Here is a 15,812-nt window from a genome sequence, read left to right as displayed (position 1 = left end):
GGCGACGGGGGCGCCCGGGAGCGACCGTCGGCGGGTGACGCTCACGGAGTGTCGGGTGACGCGTCCGGAGCCTTCGCCCCGGACGCGTCGGGGCGGGGTGTGCCCAGGACGCCGTTGATCAGGACGTGGAAGCCCCAGTCCAGGCGGAGCTCGCCGGGACCGGAGAGCAGCTCCGTGCCCAGCGCCGCGATCCGGGGGTGCCGCCCGGGAGAGGCACCGCGCACCGCCGCGGCGAGCGCGGCCCACTCACCCTCGGTCTCGGCCGGACCCTCCTCCCCGGCGGCGTGCTCCGCGGCCGTGGCGGTGGCGAACTGGAGCAGCAGATCGATCGCCCAGGCCGCCCGGTCGCCGGGGACACCGCCCTCGTCGAGAAGGGACAGCAGCGTCTCGACCAGGTCCAGATAGCGCTCGCCGTGAGGGCGGGCCACCAGGGCCGAGCGGGCGAGTCCCGGGTGCTCGAACAGGACGGCCGTGTACGAGGTGAGGACCCGCACGAGCCGGTCGCGCCAGTCGCCGTCCGTGCGTGCCGGGCGCAGGTCGACACCGCCGAGCAGGTCGTCGAGCACGGCCGCGTGCAGCTCGGCGGTGTTGCGGACGTAGACGTAGAGCGAGGCGGGTCCGGTGTCGAGTTCCTGTGCCAGACGGCGCATGGTGACGCGCCGCAGTCCTTCGGCGCGCATCAGCGCCACGGCGGTCGCGACGATGCCGTCCCTGGTCAGGGCGGGTTTGGCCGGGCGCTCGCGGCGGCTGGGGCGGGAGGCGGGTTGTCCTGTCACTCCTTCACGATAACGAACATGTTCGTTGCGAACAAGTACGGCACGAACATGTTCGTCATTTCGCGACAGGAACGGGTGAGCGCCACGACACATGGGCCGGGTGAGTACCCGTACTCATGCCACCTCCCCCCGCGCTGCACCACGATGGGGCCACCTGGACGAAGGAGCCCGCCATGCCCGGATCAGCCCTCGCCCCGCCCGGTCCGCACCCCGCCCTCTCCGAACGCGCCCCGCGGGGGGCCCTCCCGGCCGTGCTCCTGGCGGTGGTCGTCGCGGGCATGGCGCTCTCCGCGTGGCACGCCCACGACGGGACGACCTGGCTGCTGGAGACCGTGTGGGTGCTCGTCGGGCTGCCGCTGGTCGTGCTCAGCGGACTGCGGTTCCCGCTGACGAGCCTGCTGTACTGCCTGCTCGCGGCGCATGCGCTGGTGCTCGCGGTGGGCGGCCACTACACCTACGCGCAGGTGCCGCTCGGCGACTGGGTGCGCGACACGTTCGGGCTCGACCGCAATCCGTACGACCGGTTCGGACATCTCATGCAGGGCTTCGTGCCGGCCGTCCTGGTGCGGGAGCTGCTCACGAGGACCTCACCGCTGCGCGGCAGCAGGTGGCTGGCGCCGCTGACGGTGTGCGCGTGCCTCGCCTTCAGTGCCCTCTTCGAGATGTTCGAGTGGGCGGCCGCGGTGATCGGCGGCCATGGCGCGGACGCCTTCCTGGCGACCCAGGGCGATGTGTGGGACACCCAGTGGGACATGTTCTGCGCCCTGATCGGCGCGACCGTCTCGGTGCTGGCGCTCAGCCGCGTGCACGACCGGCAGCTCGACGCGCTGGCGGCCCGGCGGGAATCGGCCTGACAACGCGACGACGGCACCGCACGGATAAGGAACCCCGCGGCACGCGCTCCGGGAAGGCCGGCGCGGAACCCGGCGGCACGCGTTCCAGGAGGGCTGGTGCGGCGCGCCGCCGGGTCCCGCGTGCTGTCACCAGCGGCTCTCGACCTGCTCCTTGATCCGGCGCTCGTAGAGCTCCTCGATGGCGTCCAGCGTCGTGCGGGACAGCGCCGGCAGCTTCGCGGCCTCCGCGTTGGCGTGGGCCTGTTCGGGTGACCGGGCTCCCGGGATGACCGTGGTCACGCCGGGCTGCGCGACGATCCACCGCAGCGCGAGCTGCGCCGGTGTGTACCCCTCGGGGGCGAGGCCGGAGAACTCGGCCGCCGCCTCCACGCCCGTCGCGAAGTCGACGCCGGAGAAGGTCTCGCCCTGGTCGAAGGCCTCGCCGTGGCGGTTGTACGTCCGGTGGTCGTCGGCGGCGAAGACCGTGTCCTTGGTGTACTTGCCGGAGAGCAGTCCGGAGGCCAGCGGAACCCGCGCGATGATGCCGACGCCCGCCTCCCGGGCCGCCGGCAGGACCTGGCGCAGGGGCTTCATACGGAAGGGGTTGAGGATGATCTGCACGCTCGCCACGTTCGGGCGGGCGATGGCGGCCAGTGCCTCGTCACACGTCTCGACGCTCACGCCGTACGCCGCGATCCGCTCCTCCTCGACCAGCGTGTCGAGGGCGTCGTACACCGCGTCGGAGGAGTACACGGGTGTCGGCGGGCAGTGCAGCTGCACCAGGTCGAGGCGGTCGACGCCGAGGTTGCGGCGCGAACGGTCGTTCCAGGCACGGAAGTTGTCGAGGACGTAGTTCTCCGGGAGCTGGTCGACGCGACGGCCCATCTTGGTGGCGACCATGACGTGCAGGTCCGGCCGGCCACGCAGGAACGTGGCGATGGTCTCCTCGCTCCGCCCGTCGCCGTACACATCGGCGGTGTCGAAGAAGGTCACTCCCGACTCCGCCGCCGTCTCCAGCACAGCCAGGGCGTCCTTGTCGCTCACCTCGCCCCAGTCGGCTCCCAGTTGCCAGGTGCCGAGACCGATGACGGAAGCATGCTGGCCCGACCTGTCGAATGCGCGCTCGTCCATGGGCGTCAGTCTGTCACTTCCCCCGGGCCCGACCGGACGTCCCCGTTCCGCGCGTCCTCGCGCTCCGGTGGGGCCATCACGCGCCCGTACGGCCGTCACCCGTCGGCCGAACGCCGTTCACGCCGCCCCGCCATGCGCCAGACGGCGCGCTGGCCCCGTAGCGTGAGCGTGCCCACCACGATCAACACGACGACGTTGATGAGGAGTTGGATGAGCGCCCCGCGTGCCTCGGTCCAGCTGCCGAAGGCGGCGGAGACGCTGAAGTCGGCGGCGGCCGGGATGGTGGTGACGGAGATGAAGACGCCCAGCAGCGCGCTCGTCCTGGCCTCGGTCAAGGAGACGACGCCCACGATCCCCGCCAGCGTGGCGACCGCCACCGAGAAGAAGTCCGGCGTGGAGATCAGCCGGGAGACCGGACGTACGTTCAGGTCGAACGCCCGGGACTCCAGGCCGAAGCCGCGGATCACCAGGCCGAAGAGGAACGTGACGGCGATGGCCAGCGCGAACCCGGCCGTCAGGGCGGTCAGCCCCTCGCGGACGCGCCGCCCCGAGCGCCGGTCGATGCCCAGCGCGACGCTGACGATGGCGCCGTACTCGGGCCCGACGACCATCGCCGCAACGATGAGGATCTGGGAGTTGGTGACGATGCCGACCGCGCCGATGAGGCCGGCGACGACCAGGTAGAGGTAGAAGCTCGGCGCGTAGGTGCCCTGCGCGCGGATGCGGGCCTCCACCTCCTCCCAGACCGGTGCCCGGCCCAGCACCCCGAGCCGCGCGGCACCCTCCCGCACGGTGTGGCCGGCGAACGCCATGTCGACGGGTTCGATGACGATGGAGCCCACCTCGTCGAGACGCAGCTCCCGCAGACCGCGCAGCACGTCGTTCGCCCCTCCGGTCAGCACGTCGCAGGCGAGGGCGTCACCGTCCGGCTTCCTGGCGATTCCGGGCTGCACCACGAGGTTGACGACGCGGGGGTCGCCCGCGAGCAGGGCGGTCACGGCGTCGGTCAGCCGGGCGGGACTCACCATGCGCACATGGATCAGGTCCATGCGGGTACCTCCCCGGACACCGGCGCGCGCCTCGTCGACATGGAACGGTCCCCTCCAGTAACCCCGGCCACCCGGCGTTCGGCAATCCAGCCGCGCGGGCGGGCCGGCGCCCCGCGCGGCTGCCCCTCCGGGAGCGGACAAGCGCGCATGCCCGGCATGTCGGATAGTGAAGATGCCTGGATCCTCGAGATTGGATCAGCATGGACCGCTATCCGCCCATCGCCGACCACGGCCTGGTCGGGGATCTCCAGTGCTCCGCTCTGGTCTCCTCCAAGGGCGTCGTGGACTGGTTCGCCGCCCCGCGATTCGACTCCCCCAGCATCTTCGCCGCGCTCCTCGACCACGACCGCGGCGGCAGCTTCCGGCTCGCGCCCTCGCACCCGGAGGGCGCCTGGAAGCAGCTCTACTACCCGGACACGGCCGTGCTGGTGACCCGTTTCATGTCACCCGACGGGGTGGGCGAGGTCCTCGACTGGATGCCGCCCGACCCCTCCGGGACCGCCTCCGCCCGGCACCGGCTCGTCCGGGTCGTCCGGACGGTACGGGGAACCGTGCAGTTCGCCCTGGAGTGCCGCCCGCGCTTCGACTACGGGCGGGCCGGTCACGAGCTCGCTCTCGGCCCCGACGGCGCCGCGTTCCGCAGCCCCGGGATCACCGCGTTCCTCCAGAGCACCTTCCCCCTGGAGCGGGACGGCCTGGACGTCCGCAGCACGGTCACGCTGAAGGCCGGTGAGACGGCGGCGGCCGTGTTCACCGTGGACGGTCCCGACGCCACGGCGCCGCCGGTGCCCACCGTGCCGGAGGCCGAGGAGGGCCTGGCGCGGACCATCGACTTCTGGCAGAGCTGGGTCCGCAACTCCCGCTACCGGGGCCGCTGGCCCGACATGGTGCACCGCTCCGCCATCACCCTCAAGCTCCTGACCTACGCGCCCAGCGGCGCCCCGGTCGCGGCGGCCACGACGGGACTGCCGGAACAGATCGGCGGCGAGCGCAACTGGGACTACCGCTACACCTGGGTGAGGGACGGATCCCTGTCGCTGCGCGCCCTGCTCGACCTCGGGTTCGTCGAGGAGGCGACGGCGTTCACCCACTGGCTGCGCGAACGTCTGATGGAACGCCTGGACCAGGAGGGCGAGGCGCTCCAGATCATGTACCGGGTGGACGGCACACCCCTGGAGAGCGAGGAGATCCTGGAGCACTTCGAGGGCTACCGCGGCTCCTTCCCCGTACGCGTCGGCAACGCGGCCTCCGGCCAGCTCCAGCTCGACATCTACGGCGAAGCCCTCTACGGCCTCTCGGAGAGCCGTGAGATCGGCATCCAGGCCGACTACGCGGGCTGGAAGGCCGTCACCCGCACCCTGGACTGGCTGGCCGACAACTGGGACCGCCCTGACGAGGGCATCTGGGAGACCCGCGGCGGGCGCAAGGACTTCACGTACAGCCGGGTGATGTGCTGGTCCGCGTTCAACCGCGGTCTGCGACTGGCCCGCGACTGGAGCCGCCCCGCGGACACCGCGCTCTGGACCCGGGCACGGGACACCATCCTGGAACAGGTGATGGAGCGCGGCTGGAACGAGAAGGAGAAGGCGTACGTCCAGTACTACGAAGGCGATGTCCTGGACGCCTCGCTGCTGCTCATCCCCCGGGTCGGCTTCCTGGGCGCGAAGGACCCGAGCTGGCTGTCGACCCTCGACGCGATGGGCCGGACCCTGGTCTCCGACAGCCTCGTCTACCGCTACGACCCCGCCGCCTCCCCGGACGGCCTGCGCGGCTCGGAGGGCACCTTCAGTCTGTGCACCTTCCTGTACGTCGACGCGCTCGCGCGCTCCGGCAGGCTGGCCGAGGCGCGCTACACGTTCGAGAAGATGCACACGTACGCGAACCACGTCGGCCTCTTCGCGGAGGAGGTGGGCCCCAGCGGCGAGCAACTGGGCAACTTCCCCCAGGCGTTCACCCATCTGTCGCTGATCATGGCCGCCACCACACTGGACGAGGCACTCGACCGGCGGCGCGACTGAGCGGACGCGGCGGACGCGCTGACGCGCGGCCGCGCGGCCGGGTGGCCGGGTGGCCGGGTGGCCGGGTGGCCGGGTGGCCGAGCCGGCTTGCGGCGGACGGGCGGAGGCGGGCCGGCTACACCCTGGCCCCGTGCACATGCTTGGGCTCGACCAGCAGGCCGTAGATGACCAGCAATGAGACGAGCATCGTGAACAGCGACCACCACGGGTAGACCGGCAGGAAGATCATCTGTGCGACCAGGCAGATCGCGGCCAGGCAGACGCCCGCCAGCCGCGCGCCCCTGGAGCCCACCAGCACACCGAGACTCAACAGGGCCATGACGATGCCGAGGGCGACGAAGATCCAGCCCCAGGCCGTGTAGTTGAGGATCAGCAGCCGGTCGCCCCCGGAGTACACCTTCGAGTAGTAGCCGTGGTTGAAGACCGCCACGAAGCCGGTGAGAAGGTTGAACAGAGCGCTGACCATCAGCAGGATTCCGGCGAAGGCCACCCAGTGCGAGCGCTCCATCGGCGGTACGAGGTCGTCTGGCCCGGAAGCTTGTGGCTGCATGAGAACCATGAGATCCAGCCGGCGGGCGGACCGCAATCCGCACTGGCCCGTTGGTGTGGACGAGACCGCCGTGGCCGGCCCGGACCGCGCGCCCAGGGTGCCGGACCCGCCGGACCCGTCAGTCCGCCCGCACCGGGTCCGGTGTCCGGGCCGGACCGAGCAGGATCGCGGTGTCACGCGGATCCGGCCGCGGGGTGCGGGTGCCGGTGACCGGATCCAGCCGCCCGTCGGGGCGTACGAGGAACAGCAGCGCGTGTCCGTCCGGGATGCCGTCCCCGGCCGGGCGGGAGACGATCCGGGCGCCGCCCCCATAGCGGCGGGCCAGTTCCGGTCTGCTCAGCAGGGCCCCGAACAGGGTGTCGCCGGTCGTGTAGGGGGCGACCACCCCATGGCTGAGACCGGGCGGCCCCAGCCTGTGGACGAACCCGTCGACCGTGCCGCGCAGGGTCTCCGAGGCCAGCGCGTTGAAGTCGTCCTCCTCGGTCAGCAGCAGAACGCCGGTGATCCCTTCGAGTTCGGCTCCCTCGCCGGTGGCCGCGGCGAGCAGCTCGCCCGGTGCCAGGCGCAGCCCGGCGGCCCGGATCAGGTCGCGCTGCTCCTCCCGCCCGGCCCACATCAGCACGTCAAGACCGGCGGAGCGCAGCGCGCGCCCCAGGTCGATCGCCCAGGGGTCGCCGCCCACGAGCAGCGGGCGGGCCCGCGCCGGGCGCAGCGCGCCCAGGCGCCGGGCGACGGGGTGCGCGCTCAGTCCGTACAGCGTCACCGTGGTGACGATCACCAGGAAGGTGGCGGGCAGGATCTTCTCGGCCCCGCCGACGTGGTCGGCCACGAGCGTGGCGGAGAAGGTCGAGGCGGTGGACGCGGCGACGATTCCGCGGGGTGCCATCCAGCCGATGAACGCCCTCTCGCCGCGCGGCAGGTCCGTTCGCACGGTGGACAGCAGCGCGACCAGTGGCCTGACCACCAGGACCAGGGCGGCGACGAGACCGAGCGTGGGCAGGACGATGTGCCGCAGGGACGCGGGGGTGACCGTGGCCGAGATCGAGATGAACAGCAGCCCGATGATGAGCGAGACCAGGGTCTCCAGGAAGGGGCGGCGCGCCGGGAGGGAGACGCCCGGCAGATTGGCGAGGGCCATCCCCATCACGACCGCGGCGATGAGTCCGGTGTCGTCCCGGATCGCGTCGCACAGGGCCGCCGCACCGACCGCGGCGGCGAGCTGTGCCGTCGTGCCCAGCACCTCGCCCAGGTGCAGGCGGCTGAGGAGGAGCCACAGGACGGCGGCGCCCACCGCGCCCCCGATCAGTCCGACAGCCGAACTCGCCGCGAACTGGCCGATCTTGCCGCGCAGATCGCTGCCGCCGCTCGCGACGACGGCGTGGAAGACGAGCGCGCCGAGGATGCCGCCGACCGGGTCGATCAGCGAGCCCTCCCAGATCAGGATGCGCTGGAGGCGTTCGGTCGGGCGCACGAAGTGGAGCAGGGGGCCGACGACGGTGGGTCCCGAGACGACGAGGATCACGCCGAGCATGACCGCCGAACTCCTCGACATGCCCAGCAGCGGTACCGCGAGAACGATGGTGGCGCCCCAGGTGACCAGGACGCCGATCCAGATGAGCCGTGCCACGACCCGGTGCATGTGTCCGTGCAGTCTGCTGATGTCCAGGCCGAGCCCGGCTTCGTAGAGGATCACCGCGACGGCGAGCGAGACCATCGGCGAGAAGGCGTCCCCGAGCAGTTTGTCGGGGTCGACGATGTCGGTCAGGGCGCCGGCGATGAAGCCGACCGGCAGCAGGACGATCAGGGCGGGGATCCGCAGCCGGCTCGCCACCAGCTGGGAGCCGACGGCCAGGACGGCGATCAGTCCGAGGCCCTGGAGGATCTGATTCTCCGTCACAGCTGTCTCCCTGCCGGTCGTTTCGGCCGACGGTCGGTTCGTCGCGGTCCGTTGTCCGGGGTGCCGGACCGTCAGCCCGTTTCGGGGCGGTCCGCGCCGCCCTCGACGTCCGCGTCGGTCTGGGCCTCGAGCAGACCCCGTGTGTCGAGGCGGTAGAGCAGCACCAGCGCGGGTCCTACGAGCACGATCGCGATGACCGTGACGACCAGCAGCCAGTGCAGCGAACCCGGGGCGCCCGCCGCCTCCTGGACCGTGAGGGAGGTGGGCACGAGGTAGGGCCGCTGGGCCGTGCCCCAAGCGGCGATCACCAGGGCCACCGCGCCCACCGAGGTGAACCTGGCCCAGCCCGCGGCCCGTCCGGCGACCAGCCAGGCGGTGGCCGCGGCCGCCACCGCCGACAGGATCACCAGCAGCAGCCCCAAGCCGTGGGTGAGGCCGTGGTAGACGTACGCGGTGTGATCGCGTGTCTCGGCGAGGCCGATCAGGGCCAGGACGCCGACGGCGGCGAGGCTGCACCAGGCGCGCCGCCGGAAGTAGACGACCATGTCCGGGGCGTCGAAGCGGTGGGCGTCCGCGGTGAGGAAGACCGCCCCGAGGAACGCCGTGGCCGCGACGGCCAGGCACCCGGCCACTACGGACGTCGTGTTGGCCCACGCGTCGGCGGTGGCGGTGGTGCCCGGAGCGGCCCTGCCCGAGGCCACGCCGCCGACCGCCGCGCCGAGGAAGAACGGGGTCAGCACGGAGGCGACGGCGAAGACGGCTCCGAAGACGCGGCGCCGGGCCAGCCGGTGGGTGGGCCTGCGGAGCGCGAAGCACCCGCCGCGCAGCACCAGACCGACGGCGGCCAGCGCCAGCGGGAGCCACATGGCGCTGAAGACGGCCTCGAAGAAGGCGGGGAAGCCGGTCCACATGAGGACGAAGACGAAGATCAGCCAGACGTTGTTGACCTCCCAGACCGGTTCCATCGCGTCGTCGATCAGGGCTCGCGGGCGTCTGCCCCGCCGGGTGCCGCCGGCCACCAGGTCCCAGAAGCCGGCCCCGTAGTCGACCCCGCCGCCGCAGGCGTAGGCGGCCGTCGCGAGGAGCAGGACCCAGGCCGCCACCGTGGCCGTCATCGGGTGTCTCCCGGTCCCGGCCGCTGACCGGACTCCGGGGGCGCGGCGGAGCCCTGTGTCGCGTCGGCCCTCTCCCGCCGGGGCCCGTAGGGCGTGTCGGCCTCCGGTCCGTGGCCTCCCGCCCCGGTGGCGCCCGCGAGCCGCCAGCGTCCGCTCATCTTGAGGACGATGCCGAGGAACGCGCCGAACATCAGCGCGTAGACCACCGCCACGACGCCGAACATCGTCCACAGCGAACGGGCGGGAGTGGGCGTGACGGCCTCGGAGACGCGCATGTACTGGTAGACGATCCATGGCTGGCGGCCCACCTCGGTGGTGATCCAGCCGCATTCGACGGTGACGACACTGGCCACCCCGGCGACCGCCGCGCACCGGAAGAACCACGGCGACCGGGGCAGGTCACGGCGTCGCAGCCAGCACCACCCGTACCAGAGCGCGAGGAGGATCAGCGCGCTGCCGATGCCGGCCATGATGTCGAAGGTCCAGTGGACGATGGTCGCCTGCGTCGGGGTGGGGCGGTCCTCGGCGGGCACGGAGGTGAGCCCGGTGACCGTGGTGCCTGGGCTGCCCCCGGCCAGGATCGAGTCCAGCTGGGGGATCTTGATGCCGCCCTTGATGGTGCCGTCGGACTGGAGCCGTCCGAAGAGGTACTCGGGAACGTGCGAGCCGGTCTTCCAGACCATTTCCATGGCGGCGAACTTCACCGGCTGCTTCTGGTAGACCTGCCGGGCGATGTTGTCGCCGAGGAAGAACTGCACCGGCGTGAGGATCGCCGCGACGGTGAACGGCACGCAGAACCCGAGCCGGTGATACCGGTCCCGCCGTCCGCGCAGCCAGCCGACCGCGTAGACGCCGGCCACGACATAGCCCGCCGTCAGGAACATCGCCACGACGAAGTGCCAGTACTGCGGGCCGAACATCGGTGTGAACACGGCGGACCGGATGTCCACGTTCGTGGGCCTGCCCTGGGAGTCGAGGGTGAAGCCCCGCGGGGTGTTCATCCACGAGTTGGCGCCGATGATGCCGAACGCGCCCATCAGCGCGGCGAGCGGCAGCGGTGTGGCGAGCCAGAAGTGCGGCCATGCCGGGAGGCGGCGCCAGCCGTAGAGGTAGACGGCGATGAGCACCGCCTCCAGGAAGAACGCCCAGGCCTCCACACCGAACCCGAGGCCGAAGACGTCTCCCCAGGTGCCCATCATCTTCGGCCACAGCAGCCCGAACTCGAACGAGAGCACGGTGCCGGTGACGATGCCGACCGCGAACTGCACGGCCATGACGGCCGACCAGCGGCGGGCGAGCAGCAGGGCGACCGGGTCGTTGCGGCGCAGGGCGCGGTGGTGCATGACGAGGGTGATGAACGGCAGGGCCACGCCGAGCGGCACGAGGATGATGTGAGTGGCCAGGGTGAAGGCCATCAGCTCGCGCGCGGGCAGCAGCTGCTCGGGGGTGCCGGCCAGGAGGACGAATGCCTTGTTCATACGGGCCTCATTGGCTGGTGCCGGCGGTGGCGGGCGAGAGGTCCGCCCGGGAGGGTGACGGGGTCGCCGGGGAAGGCGAGGGGTCCGCCGGGGAGGGCGACGGGGCTGTCCGGGAGGGCCGGAGTCCGCCCGGGACGATGAGGGGAGCGTGGGCGCCCGCCGCCTCAGCCACCGGTGGCGAAGCCGGGGAAGAGGGTCATCCCGCCGTCGACGAACAGGGTCGTGCCCACGACGTAGTCCATGAGGTCCGAGGCCAGTACGGTCACCGCGGCGGCGATGTCGTCGGTGTCACCGACCCTGCGGTAGGGGATCAGTTTGAGCAGTTCGGCTTCCGCCTCGGGGGTCTCCCAGGCGCTGCGGTTGATCGGGGTTTTGATGGCACCGGGGGCGACCGCGTTGACCCGGACTCCGTGCGGGCCCAGTTCCTGTGCCAGGGTCTGCATGAGCATGAGGACGCCGCCCTTGGACGCGGCGTAGTTCAGATGGCCGGACCACGGAATGATCTGGTGCACGGAACTCATGCAGATGATCTTTCCGGCGGAGCGGGAGACCTCCGGTACGACTCCGCGCCGCAGGAACTCCTTGGTCGCCTCCCTGGCGCACAGGAACTGGCCGGTGAGGTTGACGTCGATGACCTTGTGCCACTGCTCGACGGTCATCTCCGTCACCGGCGCGTCCCGTTGCAGGCCCGCGTTGGCGACCAGGATGTCGATCGTGCCGAACTCCTTCAGCATGCGCGCGAACATCCCGACGACCTGACGTTCGTCGGACACGTCCGCCTCGCACGCGAAGGCCCGTACGCCGAAGCCCTGGATCTGCCGGACCACGTCCTCGGCGGCTTCCTGCCCGTGGACGTAGTTGACGACGACGTCGGCGCCCGCCTGGCCCAGTGCGACCGCCGTCGCCAGTCCGATGCCGGAGTTCGCCCCGGTCACCAGTGCTTTCTGACCCTTCAGCAACGGCAGTGCCGCCAGCTGCGCACCTGTCTCCGTGCCTGAGGTCACTGCCGTCTCCCGTTCGTCGGTGCGCCGTGTGCGGGGACCGGGGCCGGTGTCCCGTCCCGGGCGGGCCCGCTCGGCACGAGGCCGGTGTCCCCGGGCCTCTGGCGGATCCGTCCGCCGCGGCCCGGCCGGCCTCGGGTTCGGCGGCCCCGCACCGAGGCAATCACTCCCGCCGGGGGTCGGCGACGGCGGACTCGCCCCGCTCGGCCGTTGGAAGTAGCCGGGTCCCTCCGGCGGAGCAACAGCCCGGCGCCCGCGCATCGCCACCAGGGGTCACGACCGGCGGGAGGGGCTGCCTGATCCATCAGGGAGGAACCGGGGCCGTACGCCGGGGCCGCAGGGTCCGTCGCGGCCGTCCGCCGGGACAGCAGAAGCCGCCGCGGTCGTCGCGGCCGTCCGCCGGGATCGCAGTCACCGCGGTCGTCCGCCGGGACAGCAGGTCCTGCCGCTGTTGTTGTCCCGGCCATCCGCCGGGACAGCAGACGCCGTCGCGGTCGTGGCGGTCGTACGTCGGGACCGCAGGGCCTGTCTCGTTCGTCCGCCGGGTCCGCAGTGGCTGTCGCAGTCATCCACCGGGTCCACAGGGACCGCCGGGTCCGTCGCGGTCGTCGTCCGGCGCTCCGGCCGCGTCCGGCACGCACGGCGCCCCGGAAGTGCTCCGGGGCGCTGTTCCGCGGCAGCCGCTTTCCCTTGCCGCAGGACACGAACCGGCGTTGCCGGTCGGCGCGGTGGCCGGCAATTTCCGTGTCTCTCCAGGACAGGAGTCGCCGACCCGGAACCAGAGTGCCCTGTGATGAGGGTGAGGCGGGTGCGATTCGCCCTCATGTCATCACCTTGTAAGGAACCCCACACGTGAACGCCGGTCCGCGACCGCCACCCGAGGGCACCGGAGCGTTGGCCGGCCTTCGCGACAGGAAGTAACGCCGTGGCCGCGGCGCACCGGTCAACAACGCTGCCGAGAAGTCGAGTTCGGGGGAACTCTCTCCCTCGATGCCTTCAACTCATCGCAACGGATGGCGATTTGAAGAGCTTGCCTGTTTCACATCTTGACGTCTTTGGTGCAGACCTTTAGGTTCACCGATCACGACGGCTCCATGAATGCATTCGATGTTCACAGACATGAACCCCCCACTGATTCAGGAGTGTCCCGCATGTCCAGATTCCCCCTGCGCGGATCCCGAAGAGAGTCCGGGCATCATCGAACGGCCGGACCGCCGGTGCGCGGAGTCCTGCGGCTCCTCGTCCTGCTGGCGACCCTGCTCGGCCTGGCGGCGCCGCCCGCCGCGCACGCGAGCGCCACGGCGGCCCCGTTCAAGGTGCTCGCCCTCTACAACGGCACCTGGGACGCGGCCCACATCAGCTTCGTCCACGAGGCCAACGACTGGTTCCCCGGGCAGGCCGCGGCGAACGGCTTCACCTACACGGCCAGCAACGACTGGGACCTGCTCAGCAACGGAGGCGTGCAGGCGTACCAAGTCGTCCTGTTCCTCGACGACCTGCCGCAGACCGCGGCCCAACGCGCCGGTTTCGAGCAGTACATGCGCGGCGGTGGAGGCTGGATGGGCTTCCACGTCTCGGCCTTCACCACCGACGCGCAGAGCTGGCCCTGGTACCACAACCAGTTTCTGGGCAGCGGGGACTTCAGGTCCAACACCTGGGGGCCGACGACCGCCGTCCTGAAGGTCGAGGACCGGACGCATCCCTCCACCGTGAACCTGCCCGCCACGTTCACCTCGTCGGTCAGCGAGTGGTACAGCTGGTCCAACGACCTGCGGCAGAACCCGGACATCCGCGTCCTCGCCTCGGTCGACCCCAGCAGCTTCCCGCTGGGCACGGACCCCGCCCAGACGTGGAACAGCGGCTACTACCCGATCCTGTGGACCAACACGAAGTACCGGATGCTGTACGCGAACTTCGGTCACAACGCGATGGACTACGCGACGAACACCACGCTGTCGTCGACGTTCGCGAGCGCGACCCAGAACCGGTTCCTGCTGGACGGACTCAAGTGGCTCGGCGGGACGGACACGTCGACGCCACCGGCGGACCCGATCTCCGACACCACCTGGTACTCCCTGGCCGACGCGGGCAACGGCGCCTGCGTGGACGCCCGTTCGGCCGGCACGGCGAACGGGACCGCGGTCCAGCAGTACGCCTGCAACGGCACGCAGGCGCAGCAATTCCAGTTCCGCTCGACCGACAGTGGCTACACGCGGATCGCACTGCGCCTGAATCCGCAGGCGGTCGTCGATGTCACCGACCGCTCGACGGCCGACAACGCCGCGCTCCAGCTGTGGAGTTGGTCGAACGGCCAGAACCAGCAGTGGCAGCCGGTGCGGGAGAGCACGGGCCGCTATCACTTCGTCGCCCGCCACAGCGGCAAGTGCCTGAGCGCGGCGGGCTCCCCCGCGAACAGCGTCCAGCTCACCCAGCGCGGCTGTGACGGTTCGGCCGCCCAGAGCTTCGCCCTCACCGCGCGGCCCTGACACGTCCACACCCGTGAGGGGCCTTCGCCGGACGTGTCGCGAAGGCCCCTCACGGCACCCGCCACGAACAGACGCGCCCTCACACCCTCGGCAACCCGGCGTCACGGACAGGCGTGGTCTACACCCTCCGCCACCGTGCCATCGCGAACGAGAACAGCCCGAACAGGACGAGGCCGGCGGCGACGCAGGCCAGCAGCCACGGGCCCGCCGGCGCTGCGGCGAAGGACCGCAGGGTGCCGTCCATCCCCTTGGCCTGGTCGGGCCGGTATTGCACGGCGGCCCGGACCGCGAAGGCTCCCGCGCCCGCGAACACCACGCCACGCGCGGCCCCGCCGCCCACGCCCGCCGTGTCGACCGCCCTGCGCACCCGCCGGGACATCTCGCCGAGCTTGAGGTGCTTGTGGTACTTGCGCATCACGGCCCGTACGGCGATCCAGACGCCCGCGACGACCAGGCCCGCCCCGGCGGCGCCGACGATCCACTGACCGCCGGGCAGCCCCAGCGCCTTGGCCGTGACATCGCGGGACTGCCTGTCGCCCGAGCCGCTGCCGCGCGAACCGGCCGCGAAGGCCAGCACGGAGTAGGCGACGAACCCGTAGAACACGCACCGCGCGGCCGACATCAGGCGTTTGCCCGCCTTGCCGCCGTCCTGTCCCGCCGCGCCGAACAGTGCCTCGGAGAGCCGCCACAGCGCCATGCCCACGAGCCCGGCGCCCAAAGCCCACAGCAGGACCGCGCCGAACGGTTTCGTGGCGATCTCCTGGAGCGCGCCGCCCCGGTCCGCCTGCCGCCCGCCGCTGTCGCCGAAAGCGATGCGCAGGGCCAGCACGCCGACGAGGACGTAGATCACCCCTCGGGCGGCCAGCCCCGCACGAGCCGCGCCGTCACGCGCCGAGCCGGTGGCCGCCCGGCGCGCTCCGATCTCTCCGTCACGGGCCAGCGACCCCGCGTTCACGCGGACCGCGTCTCGTGCGCCGTTCCCGAATCCAGCCGCAGCTTCATCTGAACCTCCTGATCACCGGCCTCCGTGCCCAGTTCGTGCACGGTGAAGGCGACGTCGAGGGCCTCCCGCAGACGCTGTGTCGCGAGGGGGCCGCCCTGCGCCTCCACGGTCGGCTGCCCCGAAAGCTCCACGACAGGCCCGGCAGTTCCGCCGGGATCACCGGCGGTGTCGAACAGCACGGTCCACACCGTCGGTCTGCCGCTCACGGACTCGTGGGGCTCGTCCGCCCCCTTCCGGTCAGCGGTGAAGCGGCCGCACAGGACACTGAGCACACTCTTGGCGTCGGCCGCGGAACAGTCCCCGAGCATCACGTGGACCGTTGACGCGGGCAGTTGTTGCACGCTCATGGAAACCCTCTCCCTCGCGTCGGCGAACAGGCAGGCGCGCCCGCGGACGAGCACGTCGTGACGCTTGTCCGGGTACCCCGCGATCACGTGTGAAACGAGGAACGCACGCATTGCTTGCGCCCGTACCG

The 15,812-nt window shown here is 71.5% G+C and carries 13 protein-coding genes; 3 read left to right on the top strand and 10 right to left on the bottom strand.

Annotated elements, in window-relative coordinates; all coding sequences use genetic code 11:
• Positions 1-41: 41 nt before the first annotated feature.
• On the bottom strand, positions 42-776 hold the full coding sequence (locus ABZV42_RS25500; protein ID WP_356053702.1) for a TetR/AcrR family transcriptional regulator: 735 nt from the start codon (positions 774-776) through the stop codon (positions 42-44).
• Positions 777-949: 173 nt separating this feature from the next.
• Here ABZV42_RS25500 and ABZV42_RS25495 point away from each other — a divergent pair, with 173 nt between their 5' ends.
• On the top strand, positions 950-1,630 hold the full coding sequence (locus ABZV42_RS25495) for a DUF2238 domain-containing protein (RefSeq protein ID WP_356053700.1): 681 nt from the start codon (positions 950-952) through the stop codon (positions 1,628-1,630).
• Between the two features lie 126 nt (positions 1,631-1,756).
• Here ABZV42_RS25495 and ABZV42_RS25490 read toward each other — a convergent pair whose 3' ends face one another.
• Together ABZV42_RS25490 and ABZV42_RS25485 are read right to left on the bottom strand one after the other, a co-directional pair.
• Positions 1,757-2,740 carry an aldo/keto reductase gene (locus ABZV42_RS25490; protein ID WP_356053698.1) on the bottom strand — a complete coding sequence of 328 codons (984 nt, stop codon included), beginning with the start codon at positions 2,738-2,740 and terminating at the stop codon, positions 1,757-1,759.
• Positions 2,741-2,835: 95 nt separating this feature from the next.
• Complete coding sequence (locus ABZV42_RS25485; protein WP_356053696.1) at positions 2,836-3,789, bottom strand: DUF389 domain-containing protein; 954 nt, start codon at positions 3,787-3,789, stop codon at positions 2,836-2,838.
• 194 nt (positions 3,790-3,983) lie between these two features.
• Here ABZV42_RS25485 and ABZV42_RS25480 point away from each other — a divergent pair, with 194 nt between their 5' ends.
• Positions 3,984-5,807 (top strand): glycoside hydrolase family 15 protein, encoded by a 1,824-nt coding sequence (locus tag ABZV42_RS25480; RefSeq protein WP_355989044.1) that lies wholly within the window; start codon positions 3,984-3,986, stop codon positions 5,805-5,807.
• Between the two features lie 115 nt (positions 5,808-5,922).
• Here the strand turns inward: ABZV42_RS25480 and ABZV42_RS25475 are convergent, their stop codons facing one another.
• From ABZV42_RS25475 to ABZV42_RS25455, 5 genes are all read right to left on the bottom strand, one after another.
• Positions 5,923-6,357 (bottom strand): hypothetical protein, encoded by a 435-nt coding sequence (locus ABZV42_RS25475; protein ID WP_356053694.1) that lies wholly within the window; start codon positions 6,355-6,357, stop codon positions 5,923-5,925.
• 118 nt (positions 6,358-6,475) lie between these two features.
• Positions 6,476-8,254, bottom strand: a complete 1,779-nt coding sequence (locus ABZV42_RS25470) for a cation:proton antiporter (RefSeq protein WP_356053691.1) — start codon at positions 8,252-8,254, stop codon at positions 6,476-6,478.
• A gap of 71 nt (positions 8,255-8,325) precedes the next feature.
• Positions 8,326-9,369 (bottom strand): cytochrome d ubiquinol oxidase subunit II, encoded by a 1,044-nt coding sequence (locus tag ABZV42_RS25465; RefSeq protein ID WP_355989036.1) that lies wholly within the window; start codon positions 9,367-9,369, stop codon positions 8,326-8,328.
• A complete protein-coding gene (locus ABZV42_RS25460) occupies positions 9,366-10,847 on the bottom strand; it encodes a cytochrome ubiquinol oxidase subunit I (RefSeq protein ID WP_355989039.1) in 1,482 nt (493 codons plus the stop codon). The genes ABZV42_RS25465 and ABZV42_RS25460 overlap by 4 nt, the downstream gene beginning before the upstream one ends.
• Before the next feature lie 164 nt (positions 10,848-11,011).
• Entirely contained in the window at positions 11,012-11,851 is an 840-nt protein-coding gene (locus ABZV42_RS25455) for an SDR family oxidoreductase (protein ID WP_356053689.1), read from the bottom strand.
• A 1,148-nt stretch (positions 11,852-12,999) separates the two neighbouring features.
• Between ABZV42_RS25455 and ABZV42_RS25450 the strand changes: the two genes are divergently transcribed.
• On the top strand, positions 13,000-14,334 hold the full coding sequence (locus ABZV42_RS25450; protein WP_356053687.1) for an RICIN domain-containing protein: 1,335 nt from the start codon (positions 13,000-13,002) through the stop codon (positions 14,332-14,334).
• Between the two features lie 118 nt (positions 14,335-14,452).
• Here the strand turns inward: ABZV42_RS25450 and ABZV42_RS25445 are convergent, their stop codons facing one another.
• Complete coding sequence (locus ABZV42_RS25445) at positions 14,453-15,289, bottom strand: DUF1206 domain-containing protein (protein WP_356053685.1); 837 nt, start codon at positions 15,287-15,289, stop codon at positions 14,453-14,455.
• The gene (locus tag ABZV42_RS25440) at positions 15,286-15,684 is read right to left on the bottom strand and encodes a hypothetical protein (protein WP_356053683.1); all 399 of its coding nucleotides are present in this window, start codon (positions 15,682-15,684) and stop codon (positions 15,286-15,288) included. Before ABZV42_RS25440 ends, ABZV42_RS25445 begins: the two co-directional genes overlap by 4 nt.
• Between the last annotated feature and the right edge of the window lie 128 nt (positions 15,685-15,812).

The organism is Streptomyces sp. NPDC005281 (assembly GCF_040607495.1).
Classification (GTDB): Bacteria; Actinomycetota; Actinomycetes; order Streptomycetales; family Streptomycetaceae; genus Streptomyces.
This window is presented reverse-complemented; position numbering and strand designations above follow the sequence as displayed.

Bases quoted from the DNA above. Each gene is read 5' to 3' on its own strand.
- ABZV42_RS25495 (WP_356053700.1), top strand. From the start codon at position 950: ATGCCCGGATCAGCCCTCGCCCCGCCCGGTCCGCACCCCGCCCTCTCC.
- ABZV42_RS25490 (WP_356053698.1), bottom strand. From the start codon at position 2,740: ATGGACGAGCGCGCATTCGACAGGTCGGGCCAGCATGCTTCCGTCATC.
- ABZV42_RS25485 (WP_356053696.1), bottom strand. From the start codon at position 3,789: ATGGACCTGATCCATGTGCGCATGGTGAGTCCCGCCCGGCTGACCGAC.
- ABZV42_RS25475 (WP_356053694.1), bottom strand. From the start codon at position 6,357: ATGCAGCCACAAGCTTCCGGGCCAGACGACCTCGTACCGCCGATGGAG.
- ABZV42_RS25465 (WP_355989036.1), bottom strand. From the start codon at position 9,369: ATGACGGCCACGGTGGCGGCCTGGGTCCTGCTCCTCGCGACGGCCGCC.
- ABZV42_RS25460 (WP_355989039.1), bottom strand. From the start codon at position 10,847: ATGAACAAGGCATTCGTCCTCCTGGCCGGCACCCCCGAGCAGCTGCTG.
- ABZV42_RS25450 (WP_356053687.1), top strand. From the start codon at position 13,000: ATGTCCAGATTCCCCCTGCGCGGATCCCGAAGAGAGTCCGGGCATCAT.
- ABZV42_RS25440 (WP_356053683.1), bottom strand. From the start codon at position 15,684: ATGAGCGTGCAACAACTGCCCGCGTCAACGGTCCACGTGATGCTCGGG.